This window comes from Moritella sp. (assembly GCF_033791185.1).
Taxonomy (GTDB): domain Bacteria; phylum Pseudomonadota; class Gammaproteobacteria; order Enterobacterales; family Moritellaceae; genus Moritella.
Window position 1 is genome coordinate 1 of sequence record NZ_JASJHF010000025.1, and the last position, 23170, is coordinate 23170.

Annotated in this window: 24 protein-coding genes; 21 read left to right on the forward strand and 3 right to left on the reverse strand. The window is 41.1% G+C overall.

Annotated features, from left to right (window positions below):
• The 19 genes from QNK26_RS01630 to QNK26_RS01720 all read left to right on the forward strand — a co-directional run.
• The coding region (locus QNK26_RS01630; RefSeq protein ID WP_319220515.1) for a response regulator at positions 1–314 on the forward strand (314 nt) is incomplete at its 5' end.
• Between the two features lie 12 nt (positions 315–326).
• Positions 327–1076 carry a protein phosphatase CheZ gene (locus QNK26_RS01635; RefSeq protein ID WP_319220516.1) on the forward strand — a complete coding sequence of 250 codons (750 nt, stop codon included), beginning with the start codon at positions 327–329 and terminating at the stop codon, positions 1074–1076.
• Positions 1077–1087: 11 nt separating this feature from the next.
• The gene (locus QNK26_RS01640; protein WP_319220517.1) at positions 1088–3241 is read left to right on the forward strand and encodes a chemotaxis protein CheA; all 2154 of its coding nucleotides are present in this window, start codon (positions 1088–1090) and stop codon (positions 3239–3241) included.
• A 70-nt stretch (positions 3242–3311) separates the two neighbouring features.
• A complete protein-coding gene (locus QNK26_RS01645) occupies positions 3312–4559 on the forward strand; it encodes a chemotaxis response regulator protein-glutamate methylesterase (RefSeq protein ID WP_319220518.1) in 1248 nt (415 codons plus the stop codon).
• Between the two features lie 26 nt (positions 4560–4585).
• Positions 4586–5377, forward strand: coding sequence for a ParA family protein (locus QNK26_RS01650; RefSeq protein ID WP_319220519.1), 792 nt, complete (start codon positions 4586–4588; stop codon positions 5375–5377).
• Positions 5370–6302: a chemotaxis protein CheW gene (locus QNK26_RS01655; RefSeq protein ID WP_319220520.1), complete on the forward strand. Its 933-nt coding sequence runs from the start codon at positions 5370–5372 to the stop codon at positions 6300–6302. The genes QNK26_RS01650 and QNK26_RS01655 overlap by 8 nt, the downstream gene beginning before the upstream one ends.
• 15 nt (positions 6303–6317) lie before the next feature.
• Positions 6318–6806: a chemotaxis protein CheW gene (locus QNK26_RS01660; protein WP_319220521.1), complete on the forward strand. Its 489-nt coding sequence runs from the start codon at positions 6318–6320 to the stop codon at positions 6804–6806.
• 84 nt (positions 6807–6890) lie between these two features.
• Entirely contained in the window at positions 6891–7310 is a 420-nt protein-coding gene (locus tag QNK26_RS01665; protein WP_319220522.1) for a DUF2802 domain-containing protein, read from the forward strand.
• A gap of 102 nt (positions 7311–7412) precedes the next feature.
• Entirely contained in the window at positions 7413–8045 is a 633-nt protein-coding gene (ccmA, locus tag QNK26_RS01670) for a cytochrome c biogenesis heme-transporting ATPase CcmA (protein ID WP_319220523.1), read from the forward strand.
• Position 8046: 1 nt separating this feature from the next.
• On the forward strand, positions 8047–8715 hold the full coding sequence (gene ccmB / locus QNK26_RS01675) for a heme exporter protein CcmB (RefSeq protein WP_319220524.1): 669 nt from the start codon (positions 8047–8049) through the stop codon (positions 8713–8715).
• Positions 8716–8800: 85 nt separating this feature from the next.
• Positions 8801–9541, forward strand: a complete 741-nt coding sequence (locus tag QNK26_RS01680; protein ID WP_319220525.1) for a heme ABC transporter permease — start codon at positions 8801–8803, stop codon at positions 9539–9541.
• 1 nt (position 9542) lies between these two features.
• The gene (gene ccmD / locus QNK26_RS01685; RefSeq protein WP_319220526.1) at positions 9543–9749 is read left to right on the forward strand and encodes a heme exporter protein CcmD; all 207 of its coding nucleotides are present in this window, start codon (positions 9543–9545) and stop codon (positions 9747–9749) included.
• Positions 9746–10225 (forward strand): cytochrome c maturation protein CcmE, encoded by a 480-nt coding sequence (ccmE, locus tag QNK26_RS01690; RefSeq protein ID WP_319220527.1) that lies wholly within the window; start codon positions 9746–9748, stop codon positions 10223–10225. The genes ccmD and ccmE overlap by 4 nt, the downstream gene beginning before the upstream one ends.
• Before the next feature lie 11 nt (positions 10226–10236).
• On the forward strand, positions 10237–12198 hold the full coding sequence (locus QNK26_RS01695; RefSeq protein ID WP_319220528.1) for a heme lyase CcmF/NrfE family subunit: 1962 nt from the start codon (positions 10237–10239) through the stop codon (positions 12196–12198).
• A 17-nt stretch (positions 12199–12215) separates the two neighbouring features.
• On the forward strand, positions 12216–12770 hold the full coding sequence (locus QNK26_RS01700) for a DsbE family thiol:disulfide interchange protein (protein WP_319220529.1): 555 nt from the start codon (positions 12216–12218) through the stop codon (positions 12768–12770).
• Positions 12771–12780: 10 nt separating this feature from the next.
• Positions 12781–13251, forward strand: a complete 471-nt coding sequence (locus QNK26_RS01705; protein ID WP_319220530.1) for a cytochrome c-type biogenesis protein — start codon at positions 12781–12783, stop codon at positions 13249–13251.
• Position 13252: 1 nt separating this feature from the next.
• Positions 13253–14521 carry a c-type cytochrome biogenesis protein CcmI gene (gene ccmI / locus QNK26_RS01710; RefSeq protein WP_319220531.1) on the forward strand — a complete coding sequence of 423 codons (1269 nt, stop codon included), beginning with the start codon at positions 13253–13255 and terminating at the stop codon, positions 14519–14521.
• 210 nt (positions 14522–14731) lie between these two features.
• On the forward strand, positions 14732–15508 hold the full coding sequence (locus tag QNK26_RS01715) for a hypothetical protein (protein ID WP_319220532.1): 777 nt from the start codon (positions 14732–14734) through the stop codon (positions 15506–15508).
• Between the two features lie 133 nt (positions 15509–15641).
• Complete coding sequence (locus QNK26_RS01720) at positions 15642–16781, forward strand: cupin domain-containing protein (RefSeq protein ID WP_319220533.1); 1140 nt, start codon at positions 15642–15644, stop codon at positions 16779–16781.
• Positions 16782–16983: 202 nt separating this feature from the next.
• Here the strand turns inward: QNK26_RS01720 and fusA are convergent, their stop codons facing one another.
• From fusA to QNK26_RS01735, 3 genes are all read right to left on the reverse strand, one after another.
• Positions 16984–19071, reverse strand: a complete 2088-nt coding sequence (fusA, locus tag QNK26_RS01725; protein ID WP_319220534.1) for an elongation factor G — start codon at positions 19069–19071, stop codon at positions 16984–16986.
• Positions 19072–19308: 237 nt separating this feature from the next.
• Positions 19309–19824, reverse strand: a complete 516-nt coding sequence (locus tag QNK26_RS01730) for a DUF3087 family protein (protein WP_319220535.1) — start codon at positions 19822–19824, stop codon at positions 19309–19311.
• Between the two features lie 259 nt (positions 19825–20083).
• Entirely contained in the window at positions 20084–21451 is a 1368-nt protein-coding gene (locus tag QNK26_RS01735; RefSeq protein ID WP_319220536.1) for a DEAD/DEAH box helicase, read from the reverse strand.
• Positions 21452–21759: 308 nt separating this feature from the next.
• Here QNK26_RS01735 and QNK26_RS01740 point away from each other — a divergent pair, with 308 nt between their 5' ends.
• Positions 21760–21966: a cold-shock protein gene (locus QNK26_RS01740; protein WP_006030772.1), complete on the forward strand. Its 207-nt coding sequence runs from the start codon at positions 21760–21762 to the stop codon at positions 21964–21966.
• Between the two features lie 135 nt (positions 21967–22101).
• Positions 22102–23170, forward strand: a 1069-nt coding sequence (gene dbpA / locus QNK26_RS01745; RefSeq protein ID WP_319220537.1) for an ATP-dependent RNA helicase DbpA, incomplete at its 3' end; no start/stop codon positions are given.

The following is a 23170-nucleotide window of genomic DNA, read 5'->3' on the forward strand; positions in this document are numbered from 1 at the left end:
TGCGCGATCTTGGCTTTAGCAATACCTATGAAGCTGATGACGGTAATACCGCGTTACCTATGCTTAAAAATGGCGATTATGATTTTGTGGTGACTGACTGGAATATGCCAGGCATGCAAGGTATTGATTTGCTCAAAGAGATCCGTAAGGATCAAGCGCTTTGCCACATTCCAGTACTGATGGTAACCGCTGAAGCGAAACGTGAACAAATTATTGAAGCGGCGCAATCAGGTGTAAATGGTTATATTATCAAACCTTTTACGGCTGCTACGTTGAAAGAAAAATTAGAGAAGATTTTCGAACGAATTCAATAAGCAAGGATGCGCATGAGTGAACAACAAGAATCGTTGATTTCATTAGAAAAAGCTAAAGAATTGGTGACACTGTTAGAGTGTGGTCAAATCGAAATGGCGAATGAAATAATTACTGATATTCAAAATAAAAATTCAGATGCACTGTTTGAAAAAGTAGGTGTGTTAACTCGTCAATTGCATGATTCATTAGAAGATTTTCAGTTAGATACGCGTATCGAGAGTTTGGCTAACGATGAATTTCCTGATGCGCGAGAGCGTTTAAACTACGTTATCGAAATGACGGATAAAGCAGCAAACCGAACCATGGATGCCGTGGAAGCTTGCTTGCCAATTGCTGATAGTTTCAATGATCGTATCCAACAAGTTATGCCAAATTGGAAGAACTTGATGAATCGCGATTTACAACTTGGTCAATTTAAAGAACTTTGTAAACTATTGGATGATTTTCTTCAAGTTTCAGTCTCTGATGCCGATAGTCTAAGACAGTACTTAACTGAAATTCTAATGGCACAAGATTTCCAAGATTTGACTGGTCAGATGATCCGTCGCGTTATTAATTTAGTGCAAGAAGTTGAAGTTAAATTAGTTGAAATGTTGACTATGTTTGGTGAAGCCGCAAAACCATTAAATAAAGCAGCAGAATCTGCTAAAGAAATAACTGGTATTGAGGCGGAAGGTCCGATCATGAATGCGAATGAACGTATTGATGTGGTAGACGGCCAAAATGATGTTGATGATTTATTATCAAGTTTAGGATTTTAAGGAAGATATTGATGAGCTTTGAAGTTGATGAAGATATTCTACAGGACTTCCTGATTGAAGCATCTGAAATTCTAGAGCAACTCTCTGAACAACTGGTTGATTTAGAAAAAAGCCCAGAAGACTCAGAATTGTTGAATGCAATCTTTAGGGGCTTCCATACCGTTAAAGGTGGCGCTGGGTTTTTAGCATTATCAGAATTAGTTGATATTTGCCACGGTGCAGAAAATGTATTCGATAGCCTACGTAACGGCTTGAGAGCAGTAACACCAGAACTGATGGATGTGATTCTTAAATCATTGGATTGTGTAAACGAAATGTTTGTATTGATTCAACAAAGAGAGCCATTGGTTGCTGCAGATGCGGCATTAATTCATCAACTACATTTGCTTACTCAACCTGAATCAGCGCCAGCAGCAGTGACTGAACCTGTTGTCGTTGCACAAAATCCCGCACCTATACTTCCTGTTACAGCTAATAGTGGTACTGACATTGATGGTATGTCAGAGCTTGAATTTGAACAGTTACTGGATGAGTTACACGGTAAAGGTGGAACCCCTACAGTAGCTAATGCTCAAGCAAGTAAAGCGGCACCAGTGATAGCGCCTGTTAGCTCAAATTCAGACTTTACGGATGATGAATTTGAGAAGTTGCTTGATGAGCTACACGGTGTTGGCCAGCATGCCAGTTCAGCCTCTGTCGTCTCAGCAGCTGCACCTGTCACGGTAACCCCTGTCGTATCGGGCAGTGGTGATATCAATGATGATGATTTCGAAAACTTACTTGATGAGTTATATGGCAAAGGTAATGCCCCCAGTGCTGCAGCGACGATAAAAAATGTGGTTAATGCACCTGTTGTCGCGCCTCAACCCGAGCCTAAAGTGACAGCCGCTGTTGCAACACCTGATGCTCCTGCTGTAAAAGCAGCGCCAGTTGCGCAAGCTAAAGCTACCGAGTCACCAGCGAAAGTAGATAAAAAAGCCAAACCACAAGCTGAATCAACAGTGCGAGTTGATACTCGGACCCTTGATGAAATTATGAATATGGTGGGCGAGTTAGTCCTTGTTCGTAACCGTTTAGTGAGCTTGGGCATTTCAACGAATGATGAAGACATGACCAAAGCTGTGTCTAATCTTGATGTGGTTACAGCCGACTTGCAAGGCGCTGTAATGAAAACACGTATGCAACCAATCAAAAAAGTGTTTGGTCGTTTCCCACGTGTTGTACGTGATTTAGCCCGTAGCTTATCCAAAGACATTAACCTTGAATTGGTTGGTGAAGAGACAGATTTAGATAAAAATTTAGTGGAAGCACTTGCTGATCCACTGGTTCACTTAGTGAGAAACTCGGTGGATCACGGTATTGAAATGCCCGATGTACGTCAGCAAAATGGCAAATCTCGCCAAGGTAATATTACCTTATCGGCATCCCAAGAAGGTGATCATATTAGTTTACAAATCGTTGATGATGGCGCCGGTATGGATGCTGAACGATTAAAACAAATTGCGATTGACCGTGGTGTTCTTGATGCTGATACTGCGTCAAGAATTACTGATAATGAAGCATACAATCTTATTTTTGCACCGGGCTTCTCAACCAAAGATCAAATCTCTGATATTTCAGGTCGTGGTGTGGGTATGGATGTTGTTAAGACCGGTATTAGTAAGCTTAATGGCACCATTGCGATTGATTCAAAATTAGGTACGGGTACTACGATTATCATTAAGGTGCCGCTAACATTAGCGATTTTACCGACATTGATGGTTGAAGTTGGTAAGCAGATCTTTGCATTGCCACTAACAAGTGTGAATGAAATATTCCATCTTGATTTAAATAAAACTCACATTGTAGATAACCAACTGACGATCATTGTCCGAGAGAAAGCGATACCGTTATTCTATCTACATGATTGGTTGACTAAAATGGATCCACAAGCCGGCGCACGTAATGAACGTGGCCTAGGGCACGTGGTTATAGTCCAGTTAGGTCTTAAGCAAGTCGGTTTTGTTGTTGACAGTCTGATTGGTCAAGAAGAAGTTGTCATTAAAGCGTTAGACAACTTATTACAAGGTACGCCAGGTATGGCTGGGGCAACAATTACCAGTGATGGTGGTATCGCTCTGATTTTGGATATTCCAAGTCTCTTAAATCATTATGCAAAACGCTAATTTGTTGATGCAGGGGTTCGCCCCTGTGTGCTTTTACATTGACGTAGACACATTGAAGTAGATAGATTAGATGAAAATAAAGGTTTTAGTCGTTGATGACTCTAGTTTTTTTAGACGTAGAGTAAGTGAAATAATTAATGCAGATCCAGAAATGGAAGTTATTGATACTGCTAAAAATGGTGAAGAGGCTATCACTAAAGCAAAGTCATTACGTCCTGATGTGATCACCATGGATATTGAAATGCCGGTACTTGATGGTATTTCTGCTGTTAAAGCGATCATGAAAGATAACCCGATTCCCATTTTAATGTTTTCGTCATTGACGCATCAAGGTGCTAAATCAACACTCGAGGCCTTAGAAGCGGGTGCCGCTAACTTCTTACCCAAGAAGTTTGAAGATATAGCCAAAGACAAAGCAGAAGCGGTTAAATTACTACAGCAAAATATTAAAGAGATCAGTAAACGTCGCAGTTTTTTGAGAACGCCACGTAGTACTTTAGCGGCATCAGTGGCTACGCCATCAAAACATAATGTAACGACTAATTATGCTGCTCGTAGCGCTGCAGTAGCATCTGATAACCGTCTTCATGCAACGACTCTTCAGCGCCATAATAGCGATGCAAGTCGATTAAATACCACGAGTTCTTTGGATACTCGCCAAGTGACTCATTCAGAACATACAGTGTCTGAACCGCGTACTTTACCGGTAGCAAAGCGCATGGTAAAACGCGCATCAGGTAAAAAATATGGCTTGTTGGCGATTGGATCTTCGACCGGTGGCCCTGTCGCATTACAGAAGGTATTAACACCTTTACGCCGTGACTTCCCGTTACCTATTTTGTTAATTCAACATATGCCGTCGACGTTTACTTCGGCATTTGCTGCACGGCTGAATACCTTATGCCAAATTACGGTGAAGGAAGCTCAGCACGGCGATCGTTTACAGCCCGGAGTGGCTTATTTAGCCCCCGGTGGTAAGCAAGTTCTCATTGAAAGTAAAGCCGGTGGTTTAAGCTTAAAAGTGATTGAAAGTCCCGATGGGATTAATTATAAACCGAGTGTCGATATTGCGTTTGGTTCTGCAGCTCAGTCATATCGCGATAAAGTACTCGCAATAGTATTAACTGGCATGGGTGCCGATGGTCGAGATGGTGCTAAATTACTTAAACACAAAGGCAGTACAGTATGGGCGCAAGATGCACAATCTTGTGTTGTATATGGTATGCCACAAGCAATTGTGAACGCTGGATTAGCGGATGAACAAATTAATCTAGCACAAATCGCAGAGCGCATTAATATTGAAGTCGGCTGTCGGTAACGACATGCAGACAAGGTAGGGTAAAGTTGAACGTTTGGACTGTTGCTAATCAAAAAGGTGGGGTGGGGAAAACAACCACTGCAATTACTCTGGCAGGTTTACTGGCGGAGCAAGGACAGCGGGTATTATTAATTGATACAGACCCTCATGCATCATTAACCAGTTACTTGAATTATGACAGTGATGATTTAACGGTCGGTTTGTTTGATCTTTTTGTTACCCCAACGCTTGATACAGAATTGATTCATAATGCGACTATAGAAACGCCTTATAACGGTATTAATTTATTACCCGCCACGATGGCGCTGGCGACGTTAGATAGAACTTTAGGGCATCGTGATGGTATGGGACTTATTCTCAAAAACATCATCACGTTAGTTGCAGATGATTATGATTTTGTCATCATCGATTGTCCCCCCGTTTTAGGGGTAATGATGGTTAATGCATTAGCAAGTAGTGATCGTATTTTAGTGCCCGTGCAAACTGAGTTTTTAGCATTGAAAGGCTTAGACCGTATGGTTAAAACCTTTGAAATTATGCAGCGTAGTTGTGCCAACCAATTTCAATATACCGTGATCCCAACTATGTTTGACCGCCGAACGAAAGCATCGCTGGTATCATTGCAGACATTACAACAAAACTATAGCCAGAATGTTTGGCGCGCTGTTATTCCTGTGGATACGCAATTTAGAAATGCCAGTTTAAAACATTTACCCCCATCGATGTATTCTCGCAGTAGCCGAGGTGTCGCTGCATATGGTGCGCTATTACAAGACTTGTTGGCAGAGATAAAACAACAGGACCGAATGTATGGATAACCAGACAAAGCATTCTGCGTTAGATGATTATTTTACATCTATGTTAACTGTGCCTGTTATTGAAGAATCACAGACAGTAGTACTTGATGTGAATAAAACGATCGTTCCTAAGGCGGAATTAACAGCAGCATTAGAAACAAAGCTAAAGCCTGTATTGACTGATACAGTGGTGCCAATACAGAGTGAGTTTAAAATACCAGAGCCAGATGGTTCGGGTTCATTAACCGATTTAGATCATTTATTAGGATCTGTGATCGACATCGACATAGCGGATATCGATTTATCTGTCTTAGATAATGCCAACGCTGTGATGACATCGCCAGCCCCAAGTGCTGAGATTGAAATCGCAATTGAAGTTGAAAGTGAGAACGTCACTGACGCGAGAATAACACTCGAACCGGCAGCGGTTAGCATTACTGAGGTTGAAAACAAACCTGATTTAGAGTTGGAGGCATCTGAACCTGCAGCACAATGGCAAAATGTTGAATTAGAAGAACGCTTCCAAGCACTGTTTTTTGAGGTCGCAGGGGTTATTTTTGCGGTACCTTTGACGGAGCTAGGTGGTATTCATCAAATCGAAACGGTGAACCGCTTATTTGGTAAACCGGATTGGTTTTTAGGCATAATGCAACACCGTGAGCAAAAATTGAGTGTTGTAGATACCGCGCAGTGGGTTATGCCTGAGCAGAATATGGGCGAGATAGCTTATAAATATCAGATCCAACTGAGTGATTCGAATTGGGTACTAGGCTGCGAAAGTCTGCACGGTACTGAAACTTTAAATAGTAATGATATTAAATGGCGTAATACACCTGGTAGTCGACCTTGGTTAGCTGGCATGGTTAAATCACGCATGTGCGTATTATTACACGTAACCGAAATGATTAAATTGCTGGATAATGGCATCAATATTCATGGGCAATAGTAGAGGAAAAAAAACATGAGTCAGTCTCGAAACCTAGTGGAAAATGTAGCTGAAGATGAAGTACTACAATGGGTTACATTCAAATTAGAGAATGAAATTTATGGTATTAATGTAATGCAAGTACAAGAAGTACTGCGTTATACCGAAATTGCTCCAGTACCAGGTGCACCAGACTACGTAATTGGTATTATTAATTTACGTGGTAATGTTGTCACTGTGATTGATACACGTGTTCGTTTTGGTTTGATGCCATCAGAAGTAAGTGAAAACTCAAGAATTGTTATCATCGAAGCTGAAAAACAAGTGATTGGTATCTTAGTTGACGGTGTTGCGGAAGTGGTTTATTTACGTTCTTCAGAAATTGATATGGCACCGAATGTAGGTACTGACGAAAGTGCTAAGTTCATTCAGGGTGTATCAAACCGTGACGGCGAACTACTTATTCTTGTTGATTTGAACAAGTTTTTAAGTGATGAAGAATGGGATGAGCTAAGCGGTTTATAAGCTTAATCCTCATTTCTATCTAGAAAAGCACTGTAATGATTGTTACAGTGCTTTTTTAATTGCTATTTTATTGAAGGACTTAATATGCTTGCTTTGATTTTGTCTGGTACAGGACTGACTGTCGCGGTTGCTGCCGTTATTGGTTGCGTTGTATTATTCCGTAAATTGACTAAACTGCAGGCAACACATAGTTTACTGCTCAAAGACTTATCTAAATCAAGAGACTCATTGCAAAAGCGCATCATTGAGCTTAGTACGTCAAATGTTAATTTAGGTGGCGCAATTCAAGGTGTCGCGTCGGAATTACAACAAACGAAATACCAGCAAGATGAAATGAAAGAAGAGATGACAGCACAGGATCAACAACAGCAAGACCCTGACAGTCGTTTTTATACACGCGCAGTGAAGCTAGTTGAGCTCGGTGCTAGTCTTGAAGAAATTATGCGTGAGTGCGAACTACCACGTGCAGAAGCAGAATTATTACTAAATTTCCATAAAAAATAGTATTATTCCCCATATAGTGCGGTTATTTGATGTTACTTAATTATGCTTAAAGCTGGAATATGTTAACATTCTTACAGTTTGATGCTGGAAGAATGAAAAAATATGCTAGACGTTGTTAATTTAAGCTGTGTACGTGAAGATACCGTGTTGTTTTCTGAACTTTGCTTCACCGTATCTGCAGGTGAGCTTATTCAAGTTGAAGGCCCCAATGGCGTTGGTAAAACAAGCTTACTACGTTTATTAGCCGGACTCTCATCACCAGATGATGGCCATATTCTTTGGCAGCAAACTAATACCTTAGACGATCGTGAACGTTATCATCAAGATCTGCTCTACCTCGGCCATTTACCCGGTGTTAAAGCAGAATTGACCGCCTTTGAAAACCTTTTTTTCTATCATGCTATGCATGAAGCTGTTGCCAAAGATAAAATTTGGGACGCTTTGGCACAAGTCGGTCTTGCAGGCTACGAAGACCAATTAGCTTGTCACCTTTCTGCTGGACAGCAACGTCGTATCGCTTTAGCACGTTTATGGTTGTCTGATAAGAAACTCTGGATCCTCGATGAACCTTTCACTGCGATTGATAAAAATGGCGTAAAAGTATTAGAGAATTTATTTTTAGCCCATGCAGATAAAGGCGGTAGCGTTATCTTGACCACCCATCAAGATCTGCAATTTTCTGCGGGACGCTTACGAAAAATCACCTTAACCCGTCATCATTTGATTGAGTATTAATATGTTTGCTGTTTTTATACAGGTGATAAGACGTGAATTGCTCACTGCTTTTCGTCGTAAATCAGATATTTTAAACCCGCTGTGGTTTTTTATTATCGTGATAACACTGTTTCCATTAGGGATCGGGCCTGAGCCCAACCTGCTATTGCGTATTGCGCCTGGGGTTATCTGGGTTGCGGCACTATTATCGGCATTGTTGTCGATGGAACGTTTATTTCGCGATGATTTCTTAGATGGTTCGTTAGAACAACTCATGTTAACAACCACACCCTTAGGCGTTATTGTCACGGCTAAAGTCGTTGCGCATTGGTTATTGACAGGCCTACCTATTTTATTGGTTTCACCTTTGTTAGCGGTATTTTTATCATTAGATGCGAATACTTTCATGGCGACTTTTATCACCTTATTACTGGGTACCCCGGTACTTAGTTTTGTGGGGGCTATTGGTGTGGCTTTGACCGTTGGTTTACGTAAAGGTGGCGTACTGCTTAGCTTGCTAATCTTGCCGTTATTTATCCCGGTATTGATCTTTGCGACGAGTGCCATTGATGCCGCGAGTTTTGGCGTCTCATATGCTGGCCCCGTGGCGATTTTAGGTGCGATGTTGGCGGCATCGGTTACTTTATCACCGTTTGCAATTGCTGCGTCATTACGTGTTAGCTTGAGTTAAACTGTTTGTTAAAGATAAGTAAAGTTAGTTTCAATCATTGTTTAGGTTCATATAATTGAGCCGTTATTATTGTAGAGAGTTTAATATGTGGAAATGGCTCCATCCTTATGCAAAACCAGAAAAAAGTTATAACCTAGCCGGTAAAATGCTGCCTTGGTTTGCACTATTTAGTGCTATCTCACTGACAATCGGCATGGTTTGGGGTTTTGTATTCGCGCCCGCTGATTATCAACAGGGTGATAGTTTCCGTATTATCTATCTACATGTACCTGCTGCATCTCTCTCTATGGGGGCATACCTGAGTATGGCTATTGCAGCTTTCATTGGTTTGGTCTGGCAATTAAAAATGGCGGATATGGCTGTCGCAGCAATAGCGCCGATTGGCGCAGTATTTACAGCAATAGCATTATTTACCGGTGCCGTATGGGGTAAACCTATGTGGGGTGCTTGGTGGGTATGGGATGCTCGTTTAACATCGGAACTTATCCTACTATTTTTATACCTTGGTGTTATTGCTATCTATGGCGCGTTTAGCGACAAATTATTAGCGGGTCGTGCTGCCGGTATTCTTGCTTTAGTGGGGGTGATTAATTTACCTATCATTCACTATTCTGTGGAATGGTGGAACACGCTTCATCAAAAAGCCACTATCAGTAAATTCGATAAACCATCAATGGATACCGATATGTTATGGCCATTACTGATTAACTTATTAGGCTTCGGTTTACTGTTTGGTACGTTGACCTTGATGCGCTTTAGAAATGAGTTAATTACCCGTGAGTCGCACAGACCTTGGGTGAAAAAATTATTTATCGAGGACAAGTAACATGCAGTTTGATAGCTTTTCTGCTTTCTTAGCAATGGGTGGTTATGGTTTTTATGTCTGGCTTGCAGTGGCTTTTAGTGTGCTGACATTAGGCTCATTAACGATTGCGACTATTGTCAAACGTCGCCAAATTATTAACGAAATTAAAAATAAGCATCAGCGTATTCAACGTATGCGCGCTGCTGAAAAAATGGAGAATACTCTATGACCCCAAGACGTAAAAAACGCTTATCTATTGCGCTCGTCATTATCCTTGGTTTAGGCAGTGTTACTGGCCTGGTCCTTTATGCATTGAAACAGAACATTGATTTATTCTATACACCAAGCCAGCTTGTTGAAGGTTTGGGTAAGGATAAGGTTAAACCTGAAATTGGTCAGCGTTTACGTATTGGTGGTTTGGTTATGCCTGGCACAGTGAAACGTAATTTGGACGATCTTAAAGTTAGCTTTGTATTAAGTGATGACAACGGCGGTTTAGTTACACTGGAATACGAAGGTATCTTGCCGGATTTATTCCGCGAAGGACAAGGTATTGTTGCGCAGGGTGTATTAAAGTCAGCTAATGTTATTAGCGCATCTGAAGTGCTGGCGAAACATGACGAAGAATATATGCCACCGGAAGTTGCGGAAGCAATTAAAGGTATTAAGCATATGAAACCAGAATACGGAAACGAAATCAAATAAGGTAGTTTATAATGATCCCTGAGATTGGACATTTTAGTTTAATTGTCGCAACGGCGTTGTCGTTCTTGCTGGCAATTTATCCACTTATCGGCGCGAAGATTAATCATCCTGGTATGATTAATAGTGCTAAACCATTAGCCATTATGCAATTCCTGTTAATGAGTCTTTCATTTGCGGTATTAGCTTATTCATTTGCGATTGATGATTTTTCAATTGGTTATATTGCTACTAATTCCAATTCATTATTACCGCTGCAGTATAAAATTTCTGCCGTATGGGGTGGTCATGAAGGGTCATTATTGCTTTGGTCTTTAACGTTAGCGATTTGGACTGCAGCTGTTGCGATATTTAGTCGTGGCATTCCAAAAGTTGCGCTCGCGCGCGTACTTTCAGTAATGGGCATGATCGCGATTGGTTTTAACTTGTTTATCTTGTTAACGTCTAATCCGTTTGATCGTACCTTGCCTTATTTACCGCTCGACGGTAATGATTTAAACCCACTGCTGCAAGACATTGGTTTAATTTTCCATCCTCCGATGCTGTATATGGGTTATGTTGGCTTCTCGGTTGCGTTTGCTTTTGCTATTGCGGCCTTGATGGCCGGTCGCCTTGATTCGGCATGGGCGCGTTGGTCACGTCCTTGGACGCTTGTTGCTTGGGTATTCCTAACGTCAGGTATCGCACTAGGTAGTTGGTGGGCTTATTATGAACTCGGCTGGGGCGGTTGGTGGTTCTGGGATCCTGTAGAAAATTCATCATTTATGCCTTGGCTTGCCGGTACAGCATTGATTCACTCACTTGCTGTTAGTGAAAAACGTGGTGTATTTAAATCATGGACAGTTTTACTTTCTATCTCTGCATTTAGTTTAAGTTTGCTGGGTACTTTTTTAGTGCGTTCGGGTGTCTTGGTATCAGTTCATGCTTTTGCCTCTGATCCGGCTCGTGGCCTGTTTATTCTCGCGTTCTTAATTGCGGTTGTTGGTGGTTCATTATTGCTATATGCCGTGAAAGGTTCAGAGATTAAGAGCCGTGGTAAATACGGTCTATTCTCTCGAGAAACATTCTTGTTGATGAATAACGTATTATTAATTGCTGCGTTATTAGTTGTACTAATTGGTACGTTACTACCGCTAGTGCATAAAGAACTCGGTATGGGCTCTATTTCAATCGGTGTACCATTCTTTAATAACATCTTCTTCTATATCATCATCCCGTTTGCAATCGCATTGGGTGTCGCACCGTTATTACGTTGGAAGAAACAAGAGGAAGACTTACGTCCACTGTTTATACAGCTAGCGGCCAGTGCTGTAGCAAGTATTGCACTGGCGATTGCACTACCTGCAATTTTTGCGGATAAGATCAAAATTGTTGCTGTTATTGGTTTTTCTTTAGCGTTCTGGGTAATCATTACCAGCTCCATTGAAGTGTATATTCGTGCTACGCACCGTCATAGTTTTGCTTCGGGTGTGACTAAACTGGGTCGCAGTCATTGGGCTATGGTACTTGGTCACGTTGGCCTAGCTATGATGCTGATCGGTATTTCTGCAACTCAGAATTACAAAATCGAAAAAGATATACGTATGGTACCGGGCGATGAAGTGGTATTTGCTGATTACTTATTTGAGTTCGAGCGTATTGGTGAAGCAAATGGCTCTAACTATGAAGGCTATAAAGCGGTATTTAATATCAGCAAAAACGGTAAGTTTGAAACTCAAATGCGAGCTGAAAAACGTAGTTATTTTGCACAGCGTAGTATGCCAATGACTGAAGCCGCGATTGATTGGGGCGTAACACGTGACCTTTACATTGCACTTGGTGAACAGCTTGCTGATGACTCGTGGGCTATTCGTATCTATTACGAACCATTCATTCGTTTCATCTGGTGGGGTGGCTTAGTCATGTCTATTGGTGGTTTATTAGCTGTATCTGATCGCCGTTATCGTTTTGTGAATAAACGTGAAGCGAAAGCGTAATAATTGGGACAAAGATAATGACTAATGATGTGAAAAAAAAGAAACAGAAACAGTTAATAACACGACTAGTACCACTAATTGTATTTTTATGTGTGTCTGCTTTCCTTTACATTGGCTTATTTCGTGACGCGACCGTTTTAGAGTCGACCTTCATTGGTCGACCTGTTCCTGAGTTTGCATTAAACGATTTAGTTGAACCTGAACTGCAACACGATAAAAGTGTGTTGAAAGGCAAGCCTATGTTGTTAAATGTATGGGCAACATGGTGCCCAACATGCTACGCCGAGCATAAGTACTTAAATGAACTGGCTGAAGACGGTGTTTACATTGTTGGCATGAACTATAAAGACGAGCGTTCAAAAGCCTTAAGGTGGTTAGAAGAATTAGATAATCCATATAAGATCAGCCTTTATGATCCTGATGGTATGCTAGGTCTCGATTTAGGTGTGTATGGCGCACCTGAAACCTTCTTCATCGATAGCAACGGCATTATTCAATTCAAGCACGTGGGTGATATCAATCCACGTAATTGGAATGGTGAGCTAAAAGCTGTTTATGAGCAGTTAAAGTAAGGGATTTAAAATGAAAAGATTATTCGTATTAATGACTTTAATGCTCAGCTTTAGCGTTGCAGCTGTGATTGATGTATATAAATTTGAGACTGATGAGCAGGAAGCGTTATTTAAAACATTAACGGCAGAATTACGTTGCCCTAAATGTCAAAACAATAACCTTGCAGATTCCAATGCCTCAATTGCCAAAGATATGCGTCAAAAAACTTATAACATGGTTATTGAAGGTAAAAATGAAGATCAGATTGTCACTTACTGGATTGATCGATTTGGCAACTTTGTTCTGTACAAACCGCCGGTAACATTAGGGACTGCCATTTTATGGGTTGGTCCTGGTTTATTTGTGTTATTTGGTGGCATCATTATTGTTCGCAATAGCCGCCGTAAAAGTAGCGTTGTTGCTGATGAAGATAGCGATGATGAGTTAACGAGTGCGGAGAAAGACCGTTTGGCCAAAATTCTAAAGGATAGCGAGAAATAGCATGTTGTTATTTTGGATAGTAAGTATTTTATTGGTGATCGTTGCCGCCTTGGCGTTTGTTATCCCCGTTACAGGTGAGAGCAAGTTAACAGGCGGGACGCGAGACCAATTAAACAAAGACCTGTATAAAAGTCGTGTTAGCGAATTAGCGGATGATGAAGACCAAGGTCTATTAGATAATAGCGAAGAATTCATTGACGAAATGCAACGTGGTCTATTAGATGATGTTGTTGATGAGAAGGCTGTCGCAGTAAATAAAGCTAACTCGCCATTAATTTGGATTTCGGGTTTGGTGTTCTTAGTTGTGTTCTCTGTATCGGTATATTTAACGTTAGGCGCAAGTGCAAAAGTGAGTGATTGGCAAGACGTTTACGCCCGCTTACCTGAGCTAACCAACCGAGTTATGAATGAAGGTGATAAAGTCACTGATCAAGAGATCGCTGACTTTAAACTGGCATTAAGTACTAAGATGATGGCTGAGCCGGATAATGAATTTGGTTGGTTATTGCTGGGCCGCTTAAACGTGGCATTGGGTGATTCTAATGCTGCATTTATTGCCATGGAGCGTGCTTATAAATTAGCTCCGCTGAACACATCAATCGTGACGGGTTATGCGCAAGCATTAATGCTGAGCGATGATCCAGCACAAAATAACTTAGCCCGTAAAATATTGATGGAACTGAAACAAGATAAACCTGATGATATCGAAGTATTATCGACTTCTGCGTTTATGGCGTTAGAAAATCAAGATTACCTAGGTGCAATCGAACAATGGCAACGTATGTTACCGTTACTGGCTGGTCAGCCAGACCGCATCGAAATGATCCAGGGTAGTATTGAGTACGCAAGAAAGCAGATTGAAGCAAAAGGTGGCTCTGCGCCAGCTATCGCTGAAACAGCTACGGATAATCGTCCTGTAGCTGCAGTCACTGAAGCGCCGATGGATAATGGACAAGTTACGATCACCATTACTGCTGATCAAGCTGAGCTTAAAGGTTATTTGTATGTTTACGTGCAAGCAGCTGCTGGCCCTAAGGCGCCACTGGCGGTGAAACGTATCATGGATCCAACGTTCCCATTAACTATCTCATTATCTGATAGTGATGCAATGATGGCGCAAATGAAAATGTCGCAATTCCCATCAATTAAAGTCAGCGCTAAGCTGTCTCAAGATGCGGATGTGACAACTAAAGAAGATGATATCAACAGTAATATCGTGATAGTGAATGAAGGTGATGCACGCTCTGTGACGCTTAACTTCAGTCGTTAATTTGTTCATAGTGTTACTGATGTTGTAACACCTTCCTAACGCTGTTAACAAGCCCTGTGGACATTACGTATGTAATATCCGCGGGGCTTTTTAGTATCTGTTATCTGGTTTTTTAAATTAAACACGGACAAAAATGTTTATGATGAAACGCCCAAAAATACCAAGCTGCACGTCATTAATAAGGCGTTAAACGGCATCGAGGAGTTGTTAGTGTTAAAAGTAAGAGTGAACATTGCAGAGAAACAAGCGAAGAAGCTCATTTTCGATCTGGTTAAGTATAGTGACCACTCAAATCGTGATTTGACTGATGGCCTGAAAAATAAAACCATCGAGCAGTGGTTCGAGCAGAATCAATACCCCTTTAAGCGTTTAGTCTCAGACTCCCGAAATTGGGATTATACGGTGCCATTTGTCGAAAACACCATGGATAGCAAGATCTACATCAGTGGTGAAGGCATTCTCAATGTGAATGATTATCAAGGTGAGTTTGACTCTGCGCTGGCATATCGTGATGTAGCGATTAACGAGGCCGACATTGCTGCGGGCTATGCAGCGTACTCTGCGTGCATAACCAAGCTATTCGTATCTTTGACGTCATATTTATCCGCTAAAGCTCAAGCCTACAATGTTGATAGTGCAGACGTGATTGATAATGAAGATAAGAGCGTATCTCTAGAAGACAGAATCAGCCAATGGGTGCCTATATTCACTGCTGGTAAAGCATTAGATATTAATAACAAATCTTGGGCGCTGTTTACAGCACAATTGGCAGAATGCAATGTACTGGTTGATAATGCACACGTGAGCAATCCGACACTGGCAACGGATGGTTTATCAGCGACGCAACTTGCTGCCAAAGTGAATGACTTGCGCGGGGGCATTATTAGTATCATGTATGAACTGCATGTATTACTGAACGATGACATTAAATCTCAATTGATTAGATCGGCCTATTTTCCTGATGTCTATGTATCCGAAGCTGCTTAGCTTTTGTTTCTAATCAAAAGTAATTTAAATAGCCCTGTAGCAATAATGTCTATAGGGCTTTTTTTGTTGCTATTATCGCGAAAATACCTATGATACGCGCTCTATTACTTCGATTACTTAATGCGGGTTGACTATGTATAAATTAAATCTTGATATTGCTGACTTCATGGAAAATTATTGGCAGAAAAAACCACTGCTAATTAAAGCGGGATTCAAGGATTTTGTCGATCCAATTAGCCCAGATGAAATTGCTGGTTTAGCGATGGAAGAAGAGATCACATCACGTATGGTATGGCGTGAAGAAGATAAATGGCAAGCGCAATGCGGTCCTTTTACTGAGTTTGAACGTATGGAACAAGATGGCTCTGCTATCTTAGTGCAAGCGATCAACCATTGGCATGAACCTTCGGCTGAATTGGCTAATACCTTTAACTTTATCCCGAGCTGGCGCTTTGATGATTTGATGGTTTCTTACAGCACCGATACCGGTGGTGTAGGTCCGCATGTTGACCGTTATTGTGTATTCATTATTCAAGGCTTAGGCAAGCGTCATTGGCGTGTTGGTGCTCAGGATATGAATCCACAAGAGTTTGCCGCTAACGGTGCTCTGAAGCACTGTGAAGCGTTTGATGCGGTGATTGATACTGTACTAGAACCAGGCGATATTTTATATATCCCACCTTATGCACCGCATGAAGGTTATGCTGTTGGCGAAGCGATTAACTACTCAGTTGGTTTCCGTGCCCAAGACCAAAAAGAACTGTTAAACGATTTTGGTGATTACCTATTACAGCAAGAAAAAGAGTTTGTTCGTTATAGCGATAAAAACCTAAAACCGCGTGCAGAACATGGCTCAATCGAAGCAAGTGAAGTGCAAGGCTTAACAGATATCATGACATCATTAATGGCTGATAAAAGCGTTATGCATGACTTCCTTGGCCGTCATTACAGTGAATCTGCACATGAGTTAGATTTAGTTGCGCCAGAAGGCGGTTACATTGCTGATTACGCGATCGTCGTTGATGAAATCGGTATGGAATCTTATTTACGTAAAGTGAATGGTCTAAAGACCTTGTACTTCCCTGAAATGCCAACCAGCTGTTTCATTGATGGCGAGCGTTATGACTTTGATGCCAGTATTGCTGCAAGCGTGCAAACATTATGTAATACCACTGAGCAGTCAGCAAAAGAACTTGAAGTATTAATGAAAGATAAAGCATTTGGTCAGCAACTGATTGAATGGGTTAACTTAGGTTACTGGCACTTTGAGTAATGCTTAATACGTTGTTAGTGTGAACTAGCAAGCATTAGTTAGTAAACATTAGCGAGTAAAAAAGCATAGCACTAAGGCTTCATGGTCTTGGTGCTTTTTTTGTCTGCGATTTGGCAAGGTGAGTATTTACTGTTTTTCAGGTAAAAAATAACCCCAGTTATTTACATAACTGGGGTTAGGAAGATTAACTAAAAATAATTACTTATTTTTTAGCGTTGTCTTCTTTAACTTTAGCGATAACGCCTTCAGCTACGTTAGCTGGACAAGGGTTGTAGTGTGAGAACTCCATAGAGAACTGACCACGACCAGATGTCATTGTACGTAGTGAACCGATGTAACCAAACATTTCTGAAAGAGGTACGTCAGCTTTAATACGAACACCAGTGTTACCAGCGTCTTGACCTGCAATCATACCGCGACGACGGTTAAGATCACCAATTACGTCACCAACGTGATCGTCTGGCGTGAATACGTCAACTTTCATGATTGGTTCGATTAACTGTGCGCCAGCTTTCGGGATAGACTGACGGAATGCGCCACGTGCTGCAAGTTCGAATGCTACTGCTGATGAATCCACTGCGTGGAAGCCACCATCGTATAGTTCGATTTCAACGTCTAGTACTGGGAAACCAGCTAGAACACCTGTGTCCATAAGGCTCTTGAAGCCTTTTTCAACAGCAGGGAAGAATTCTTTAGGTACGTTACCACCAACAACAGTTGATGTGAACACGAAACCAGTACCTGGTTCGCCTGGCTTGATACGGTAATCAATTTTACCGAATTGACCACTACCACCAGATTGTTTCTTATGCGTGTAGCTATCTTCAATTGCTTGAGTAATAGTTTCACGGTAAGCAACCTGAGGAGCACCAACAACTAGATCAACGCCGTATGTACGCTTAAGGATATCAACCTTAATGTCTAGGTGAAGTTCACCCATACCTGAAAGGATTGTTTCGCCTGAATCTTGGTCAGTTTCAACTTTGAAAGTTGGATCTTCAGCAACCATTTTACCGATCGCAATACCCATTTTCTCAGTAGAACCTTTATCTTTTGGTGTAACAGAGATAGAGATTACTGGTTCAGGGAATACCATAGCTTCTAGAATGATAGGATCTTTCGGATCACATAAAGTGTGACCAGTTTGAACGTTACCTTTCATGCCTACGATTGCAAGAATATCACCAGCTTGTGCTGATGTTAGTTCGTTACGATCATCTGCTTGCATTTCACACATACGACCAACACGCTCAGTTTTACCTGTAGCAGCGTTAAGAATAGTATCACCTTTTTTCAACGTACCAGAATAGATACGGATGAAAGTAAGGGCACCGAAACGGTCATCTGAAATTTTGAATGCTAATGCTTTGAAAGTTTCGTCAGCAGAAACGAATGCAACTTTACCAGTTGGTTCGCCTTCTTCATCTGTAAGCGGCTGAGGATCAACGTCAGTTGGGCTTGGTAGGTAATCTACTACAGCGTCAAGAATTAGTTGCATACCTTTGTTCTTAAATGCAGAACCACAGTAAGTTGGGAAGAAGTCCATTGTACGTGTACCTTTACGGATACAACGTTTGATTTCTTCAATAGAAGGTTCAGTACCTTCCATGTAAGCTTCCATTAGGTCATCGTCTTGCTCTACAGCAGTTTCGATTAGCATTTCACGGTATTCTTCTACTTTATCAGCCATGTCCGCAGGAACATCTGTGATTTCGTAGTTTTCTGGAAGACCAGTTTCATCCCAAACGTACGCTTTACGCGTAAGAAGGTCAACAACACCAACGAAATCATCTTCGATACCGATTGGTAGAACCATCACTAGTGGGTTAGCATCTAGTACGTCTTGAGTTTGCTTAACAACGCGATAAAAATCAGCACCCATACGGTCTAATGTATTTACGAAGATAATACGCGCAACTTCTGAGTCATTCGCATAACGCCAGTTAGTTTCTGATTGTGGTTCAACACCACCAGAACCACAGAATACACCGATACCGCCATCAAGTACTTTAAGTGAACGGTAAACTTCTACTGTGAAGTCAACGTGTCCAGGAGTATCGATTACGTTAAAACGGTGATCTTTCCAGAAGCAAGTTACGGCTGCTGATTGGATAGTAATACCGCGCTCAGCTTCCTGTTCCATGAAATCTGTAGTTGACTCACCGTCATGTACTTCACCAGTTTTGTGAATTTGACCAGTAAGTTTTAAAATACGTTCAGTTGTCGTTGTTTTACCAGCATCAACGTGAGCGAAGATACCGATATTTCTGTATTTAGATAAATCTGCCATTATGTTCTCTATAATTTATTTATGTAAAGATTCGCGCGGAGTATATCACGTTTTTTTGGGAACAAAAAAGAGCTAGCTGGCTATAAGCTAGCATTTAAGCTGTTTTTTCTCATTTCTATATAATTAATCTAGCTTAAGGCGCCGAAAATGGAATCTGCGGTGGATTTATCGAGGTTTCACTCTAAAAACAGGCGCAATTATAGCCATTTCTGTTTTTAGTGTTTATTTATATGTCAGTTAAAACTGCTTTAAAAGCTCTGGATTGTAGTCATCAACGGAAATGGTTAAATTCTTTGCAATGATTAGACTGTCGAGTTTCGCCATCTCTTCCGTCAAGCCTTCTATTGTTAATGTATTGTTATCTAGGTTATATTGCTGCTTCGATGCGGCGTAATAGTAATGCAGGATAGTGATCGCATCTATATTGGTATTATCGCTGTTTGCTAATGCTGCTTTGATGTGATGGAGCTTACGATAAATTTGGTTATTCGCTTGTTTTAGATCCCATACATACATGACTTCAGTTAAATAAGGGTGGCGGCGAACAAGGTTAAATAGTATTAGCAAACTGATGACACCGAGGATCACACCGACTACATTGAGCTTAAAGTTATTGCCATCAGCAGCGGCAAAAAAGTGAATTAAAATTTGACCATAAAACAAGGCAAAAAAGATTAAAATGGCAGTCGCAACCACACTTGCCATGTTTAAGTGTTTACGGTAACGCTCTTTATCTATCTGTTGTAATTTCATTTACTTTTCGCTCTTTAATGATGAGTGAACATACTAACAAATAAGGGCATGAATAATAATGTTAACCACTGATAAATGACTAAATAAATGTAAATTCATTGGCCGTAGATGGAATAGCTCGGCGCTAAATTAGCAAGGTCGATGTGGTTAGTAAAGAAAGGGAAATAAGCGCATTGCCTTTTATTAGCAAAGACAATGCGTACAGAACCATTTATAGACAAGCGCTTGATTACATTAAGCGCTCGTTATAGATAAATGCTTAAGCGTTGTTGCTGCTGCTCTTTGGTGTTGAACCTGCAGGGCGACGACGGTTGCCTTTATTTGCAGATGGGTTTGCAGCTGGAGCTGCTGCAGTGCGCTGGCCGGTGTGACGACGGTTTTTACTTGCCGGTTTGTGGCCACGTGAATTTTCAGCTGAACGTTGACCGTCTTGATGCTCTTTCTTTGGTTTTTTCGCTTTTGGTGGACGAATGCCCGGTGTAGTAGGGAATGAATCCATAGGTGCAAAACCGTCAACTACAACACGATCAAGGTGTTTTTGCGTTAACTGCTCAATCGCAACAAGCTCTTTCATTTCATCCTGACAAACTAAAGAGATTGCAGTACCTTCAGCACCAGCACGGCCGGTACGGCCAATACGGTGTACATAATCTTCTGGTACGTTTGGTAATTCGAAGTTAACAACTTGTGGTAGTTGTTCGATATCGATACCACGTGCGGCAATATCTGTTGCAATAAGTGCTCTTACTTCACCTGACTTGAAATTCGCTAGTGCTTTAGTTCGTGCACTTTGACTCTTGTTACCGTGAATCGCTGCAGCATTAATGCCTTGCTCTTCTAAGTGTTTTGTTAATTTGTTGGCGCCGTGCTTAGTTTTGGTAAATACCAATACTTGTTTCCAGTCGTTCTCTTTAATCAAGTGCGTTAATAGCAGTGGTTTTTTCTTCTTATCTACTGGGTGCATCCATTGCTCAACAGATTTAGCCGCTGCGTTACGTGGCGTTACTGAAATTTCAACAGGATCGTTAATCAAACCTTTCGCAAGCTGACGAATATCATCAGAGAAAGTTGCTGAGAATAATAAATTTTGGCGTTTTTGTGGTAATACGGCAAGGATTTTACGAATATCACGTAAGAAGCCCATATCAAGCATACGGTCAGCTTCGTCTAATACCAATATTTCTAATTGATGAAAGCGAATTGCGTTTTGATTATATAGATCTAACAAACGACCGGGCGTTGCTACCAAGATATCAACACCGCGACGTAAACGCGCCATTTGTGGGTTGATTTTAACGCCACCAAATACAACAGTAGATGTTAAACGTAAGTGTTTGCTATATACCTCAACGTTTTCAGCAATCTGAGCTGCTAATTCACGTGTTGGCGTTAAGATTAACGTTCGTGCTTGATTAGCACGTGGGCGTGGACCTTGGCTTAGTTTTTCTAGAATAGGTAGAGTAAAACCAGCTGTTTTACCTGTTCCTGTTTGTGCCGCAGCCATTACATCCCTACCTGACAGTACAGCTGGTATTGCTTGCGCTTGAATTGCCGATGGTGTGTCGTAGCCTTTTTCTGCTACAGCTTTTAGGATTGGTGCGGATAAACCGAGGTCGGTAAAACTCATATAGTGTCTCTTTATCTATGTGGTTGCTATTGATGTGCTTAGTATTACAGCGGTGCTGCAGGGTACATGATAGGTTGCTCAAGTGCAAACTAGATAATAACAGTTAACTTAATGTGGGAATTGAGAATAACCTTGTTGACACTAAACCTTAAGTCTATATAATCAGCCGCAGCTTTAAGGTTAGTTTTATGAATGAATTCCATTTCGAAGTTTTTTTAGTACCTCGTCCTGTTTGATCATAAGTAAGTAGTAACACTTCCAGCAACACCCGGCATTTATGCCAATTATATTACAAATAGGATACTATTATGTCTAAAATTACTGGTACAGTAAAATGGTTTAACGAAACTAAAGGTTTCGGTTTCATTCAACAAGAAAACGGCCCTGATGTGTTCGCACATTTCAGCGCTATCGAAAGTGACGGTTTCCGTACACTTTTAGAAAACCAAAAAGTTGAATTCAACGTTACTGATGGCCAAAAAGGTCCTCAAGCGGAAAACATCGTAGTACTTTAATTCTTTGAATTAATAGTCACTAAGATTGTTTACTTAAATGAATTGATGATAAATCGAAACGTTTAAGTATAAAGGGCATGTTCTTCGGAACTTGCCCTTTTTGTTTATCTACTATAACCATTTAAAGGTACGCCTGTGAGCCAAACTGATTTTTCTTCTCTAAATTTACGTCCAGAACTTGTCTCTAACCTGGATACGCTCGGTTATACCGAAATGACACCAATTCAAGCACAAAGCTTACCGTCGATCCTTGAAGGTAAAGATGTAATTGGTCAAGGTAAAACAGGTTCAGGTAAAACAGCTGCTTTTGGTTTAGGTTTACTGCAGCGCTTAGACGTTGAACGTTTCCGTATTCAAACGTTAGTACTTTGTCCTACCCGTGAATTAGCCGACCAAGTAGCGAAAGAAATTCGTAAATTAGCACGTGCAATTCATAACATTAAAGTATTAACTCTGTGTGGTGGTATGCCATTTGGCCCACAAATCGGTTCATTAGAACACGGCGCACATATCATTGTTGGTACACCTGGTCGCGTATTAGATCACTTAACGAAAGGCACGTTACGATTAGATAATCTAACTACTTTTGTACTTGATGAAGCTGACCGTATGTTGGAAATGGGTTTCCAAGATGCACTTGACGCAATTGTTGAGAAAGCACCAAGCGACCGTCAAACATTATTATTCAGTGCAACGTTCCCGAAAAAGATTGAAGCAATTGCATCGAAAATAATGAAGAACCCAGAAATGGTTGAAGTAGCATCGACACATGACGATAGCTCTATCAAACAGCATTTCTATAAAGTAAAAAACTTTGGTGAACGTTTAGATACAGTACGTGGCTTATTACTACAGCACAAACCTGAATCAACGGTTATCTTTTGTAATACCAAGAAACACGTGCAAGATGTTGCTGATGAGTTAGGCCACTTTGGCTTTAGCATCATTGCATTGCATGGTGACTTAGAGCAGCGCGATCGTGACCAAGCGCTAGTTCGTTTTGCAACGAAGAGCGTTTCTGTTCTTGTTGCTACTGACGTTGCATCTCGTGGTCTGGATATTGAATCTCTTGATGCGGTAATCAACTTCAACGTTGCACACGACAGCGAAATACATGTTCACCGTATTGGTCGTACTGGCCGTGCTGGTAGTAAAGGTATTGCTTGTACTTTATTTGATGATAAGGAAGGTTATCAAGTTGCAC

What these genes read in the sequence shown, in the direction of transcription:
- QNK26_RS01635 (WP_319220516.1), top strand. Translation starts at nt 327, where the DNA reads ATGAGTGAACAACAAGAATCGTTGATTTCATTAGAAAAAGCTAAAGAA.
- QNK26_RS01640 (WP_319220517.1), top strand. Translation starts at nt 1,088, where the DNA reads ATGAGCTTTGAAGTTGATGAAGATATTCTACAGGACTTCCTGATTGAA.
- QNK26_RS01645 (WP_319220518.1), top strand. Translation starts at nt 3,312, where the DNA reads ATGAAAATAAAGGTTTTAGTCGTTGATGACTCTAGTTTTTTTAGACGT.
- QNK26_RS01655 (WP_319220520.1), top strand. Translation starts at nt 5,370, where the DNA reads ATGGATAACCAGACAAAGCATTCTGCGTTAGATGATTATTTTACATCT.
- QNK26_RS01660 (WP_319220521.1), top strand. Translation starts at nt 6,318, where the DNA reads ATGAGTCAGTCTCGAAACCTAGTGGAAAATGTAGCTGAAGATGAAGTA.
- QNK26_RS01665 (WP_319220522.1), top strand. Translation starts at nt 6,891, where the DNA reads ATGCTTGCTTTGATTTTGTCTGGTACAGGACTGACTGTCGCGGTTGCT.
- ccmA (WP_319220523.1), top strand. Translation starts at nt 7,413, where the DNA reads ATGCTAGACGTTGTTAATTTAAGCTGTGTACGTGAAGATACCGTGTTG.
- ccmB (WP_319220524.1), top strand. Translation starts at nt 8,047, where the DNA reads ATGTTTGCTGTTTTTATACAGGTGATAAGACGTGAATTGCTCACTGCT.
- QNK26_RS01680 (WP_319220525.1), top strand. Translation starts at nt 8,801, where the DNA reads ATGTGGAAATGGCTCCATCCTTATGCAAAACCAGAAAAAAGTTATAAC.
- ccmD (WP_319220526.1), top strand. Translation starts at nt 9,543, where the DNA reads ATGCAGTTTGATAGCTTTTCTGCTTTCTTAGCAATGGGTGGTTATGGT.
- ccmE (WP_319220527.1), top strand. Translation starts at nt 9,746, where the DNA reads ATGACCCCAAGACGTAAAAAACGCTTATCTATTGCGCTCGTCATTATC.
- QNK26_RS01695 (WP_319220528.1), top strand. Translation starts at nt 10,237, where the DNA reads ATGATCCCTGAGATTGGACATTTTAGTTTAATTGTCGCAACGGCGTTG.
- QNK26_RS01700 (WP_319220529.1), top strand. Translation starts at nt 12,216, where the DNA reads ATGACTAATGATGTGAAAAAAAAGAAACAGAAACAGTTAATAACACGA.
- QNK26_RS01705 (WP_319220530.1), top strand. Translation starts at nt 12,781, where the DNA reads ATGAAAAGATTATTCGTATTAATGACTTTAATGCTCAGCTTTAGCGTT.
- ccmI (WP_319220531.1), top strand. Translation starts at nt 13,253, where the DNA reads ATGTTGTTATTTTGGATAGTAAGTATTTTATTGGTGATCGTTGCCGCC.
- QNK26_RS01720 (WP_319220533.1), top strand. Translation starts at nt 15,642, where the DNA reads ATGTATAAATTAAATCTTGATATTGCTGACTTCATGGAAAATTATTGG.
- fusA (WP_319220534.1), bottom strand. Translation starts at nt 19,071, where the DNA reads ATGGCAGATTTATCTAAATACAGAAATATCGGTATCTTCGCTCACGTT.
- QNK26_RS01730 (WP_319220535.1), bottom strand. Translation starts at nt 19,824, where the DNA reads ATGAAATTACAACAGATAGATAAAGAGCGTTACCGTAAACACTTAAAC.
- QNK26_RS01735 (WP_319220536.1), bottom strand. Translation starts at nt 21,451, where the DNA reads ATGAGTTTTACCGACCTCGGTTTATCCGCACCAATCCTAAAAGCTGTA.
- QNK26_RS01740 (WP_006030772.1), top strand. Translation starts at nt 21,760, where the DNA reads ATGTCTAAAATTACTGGTACAGTAAAATGGTTTAACGAAACTAAAGGT.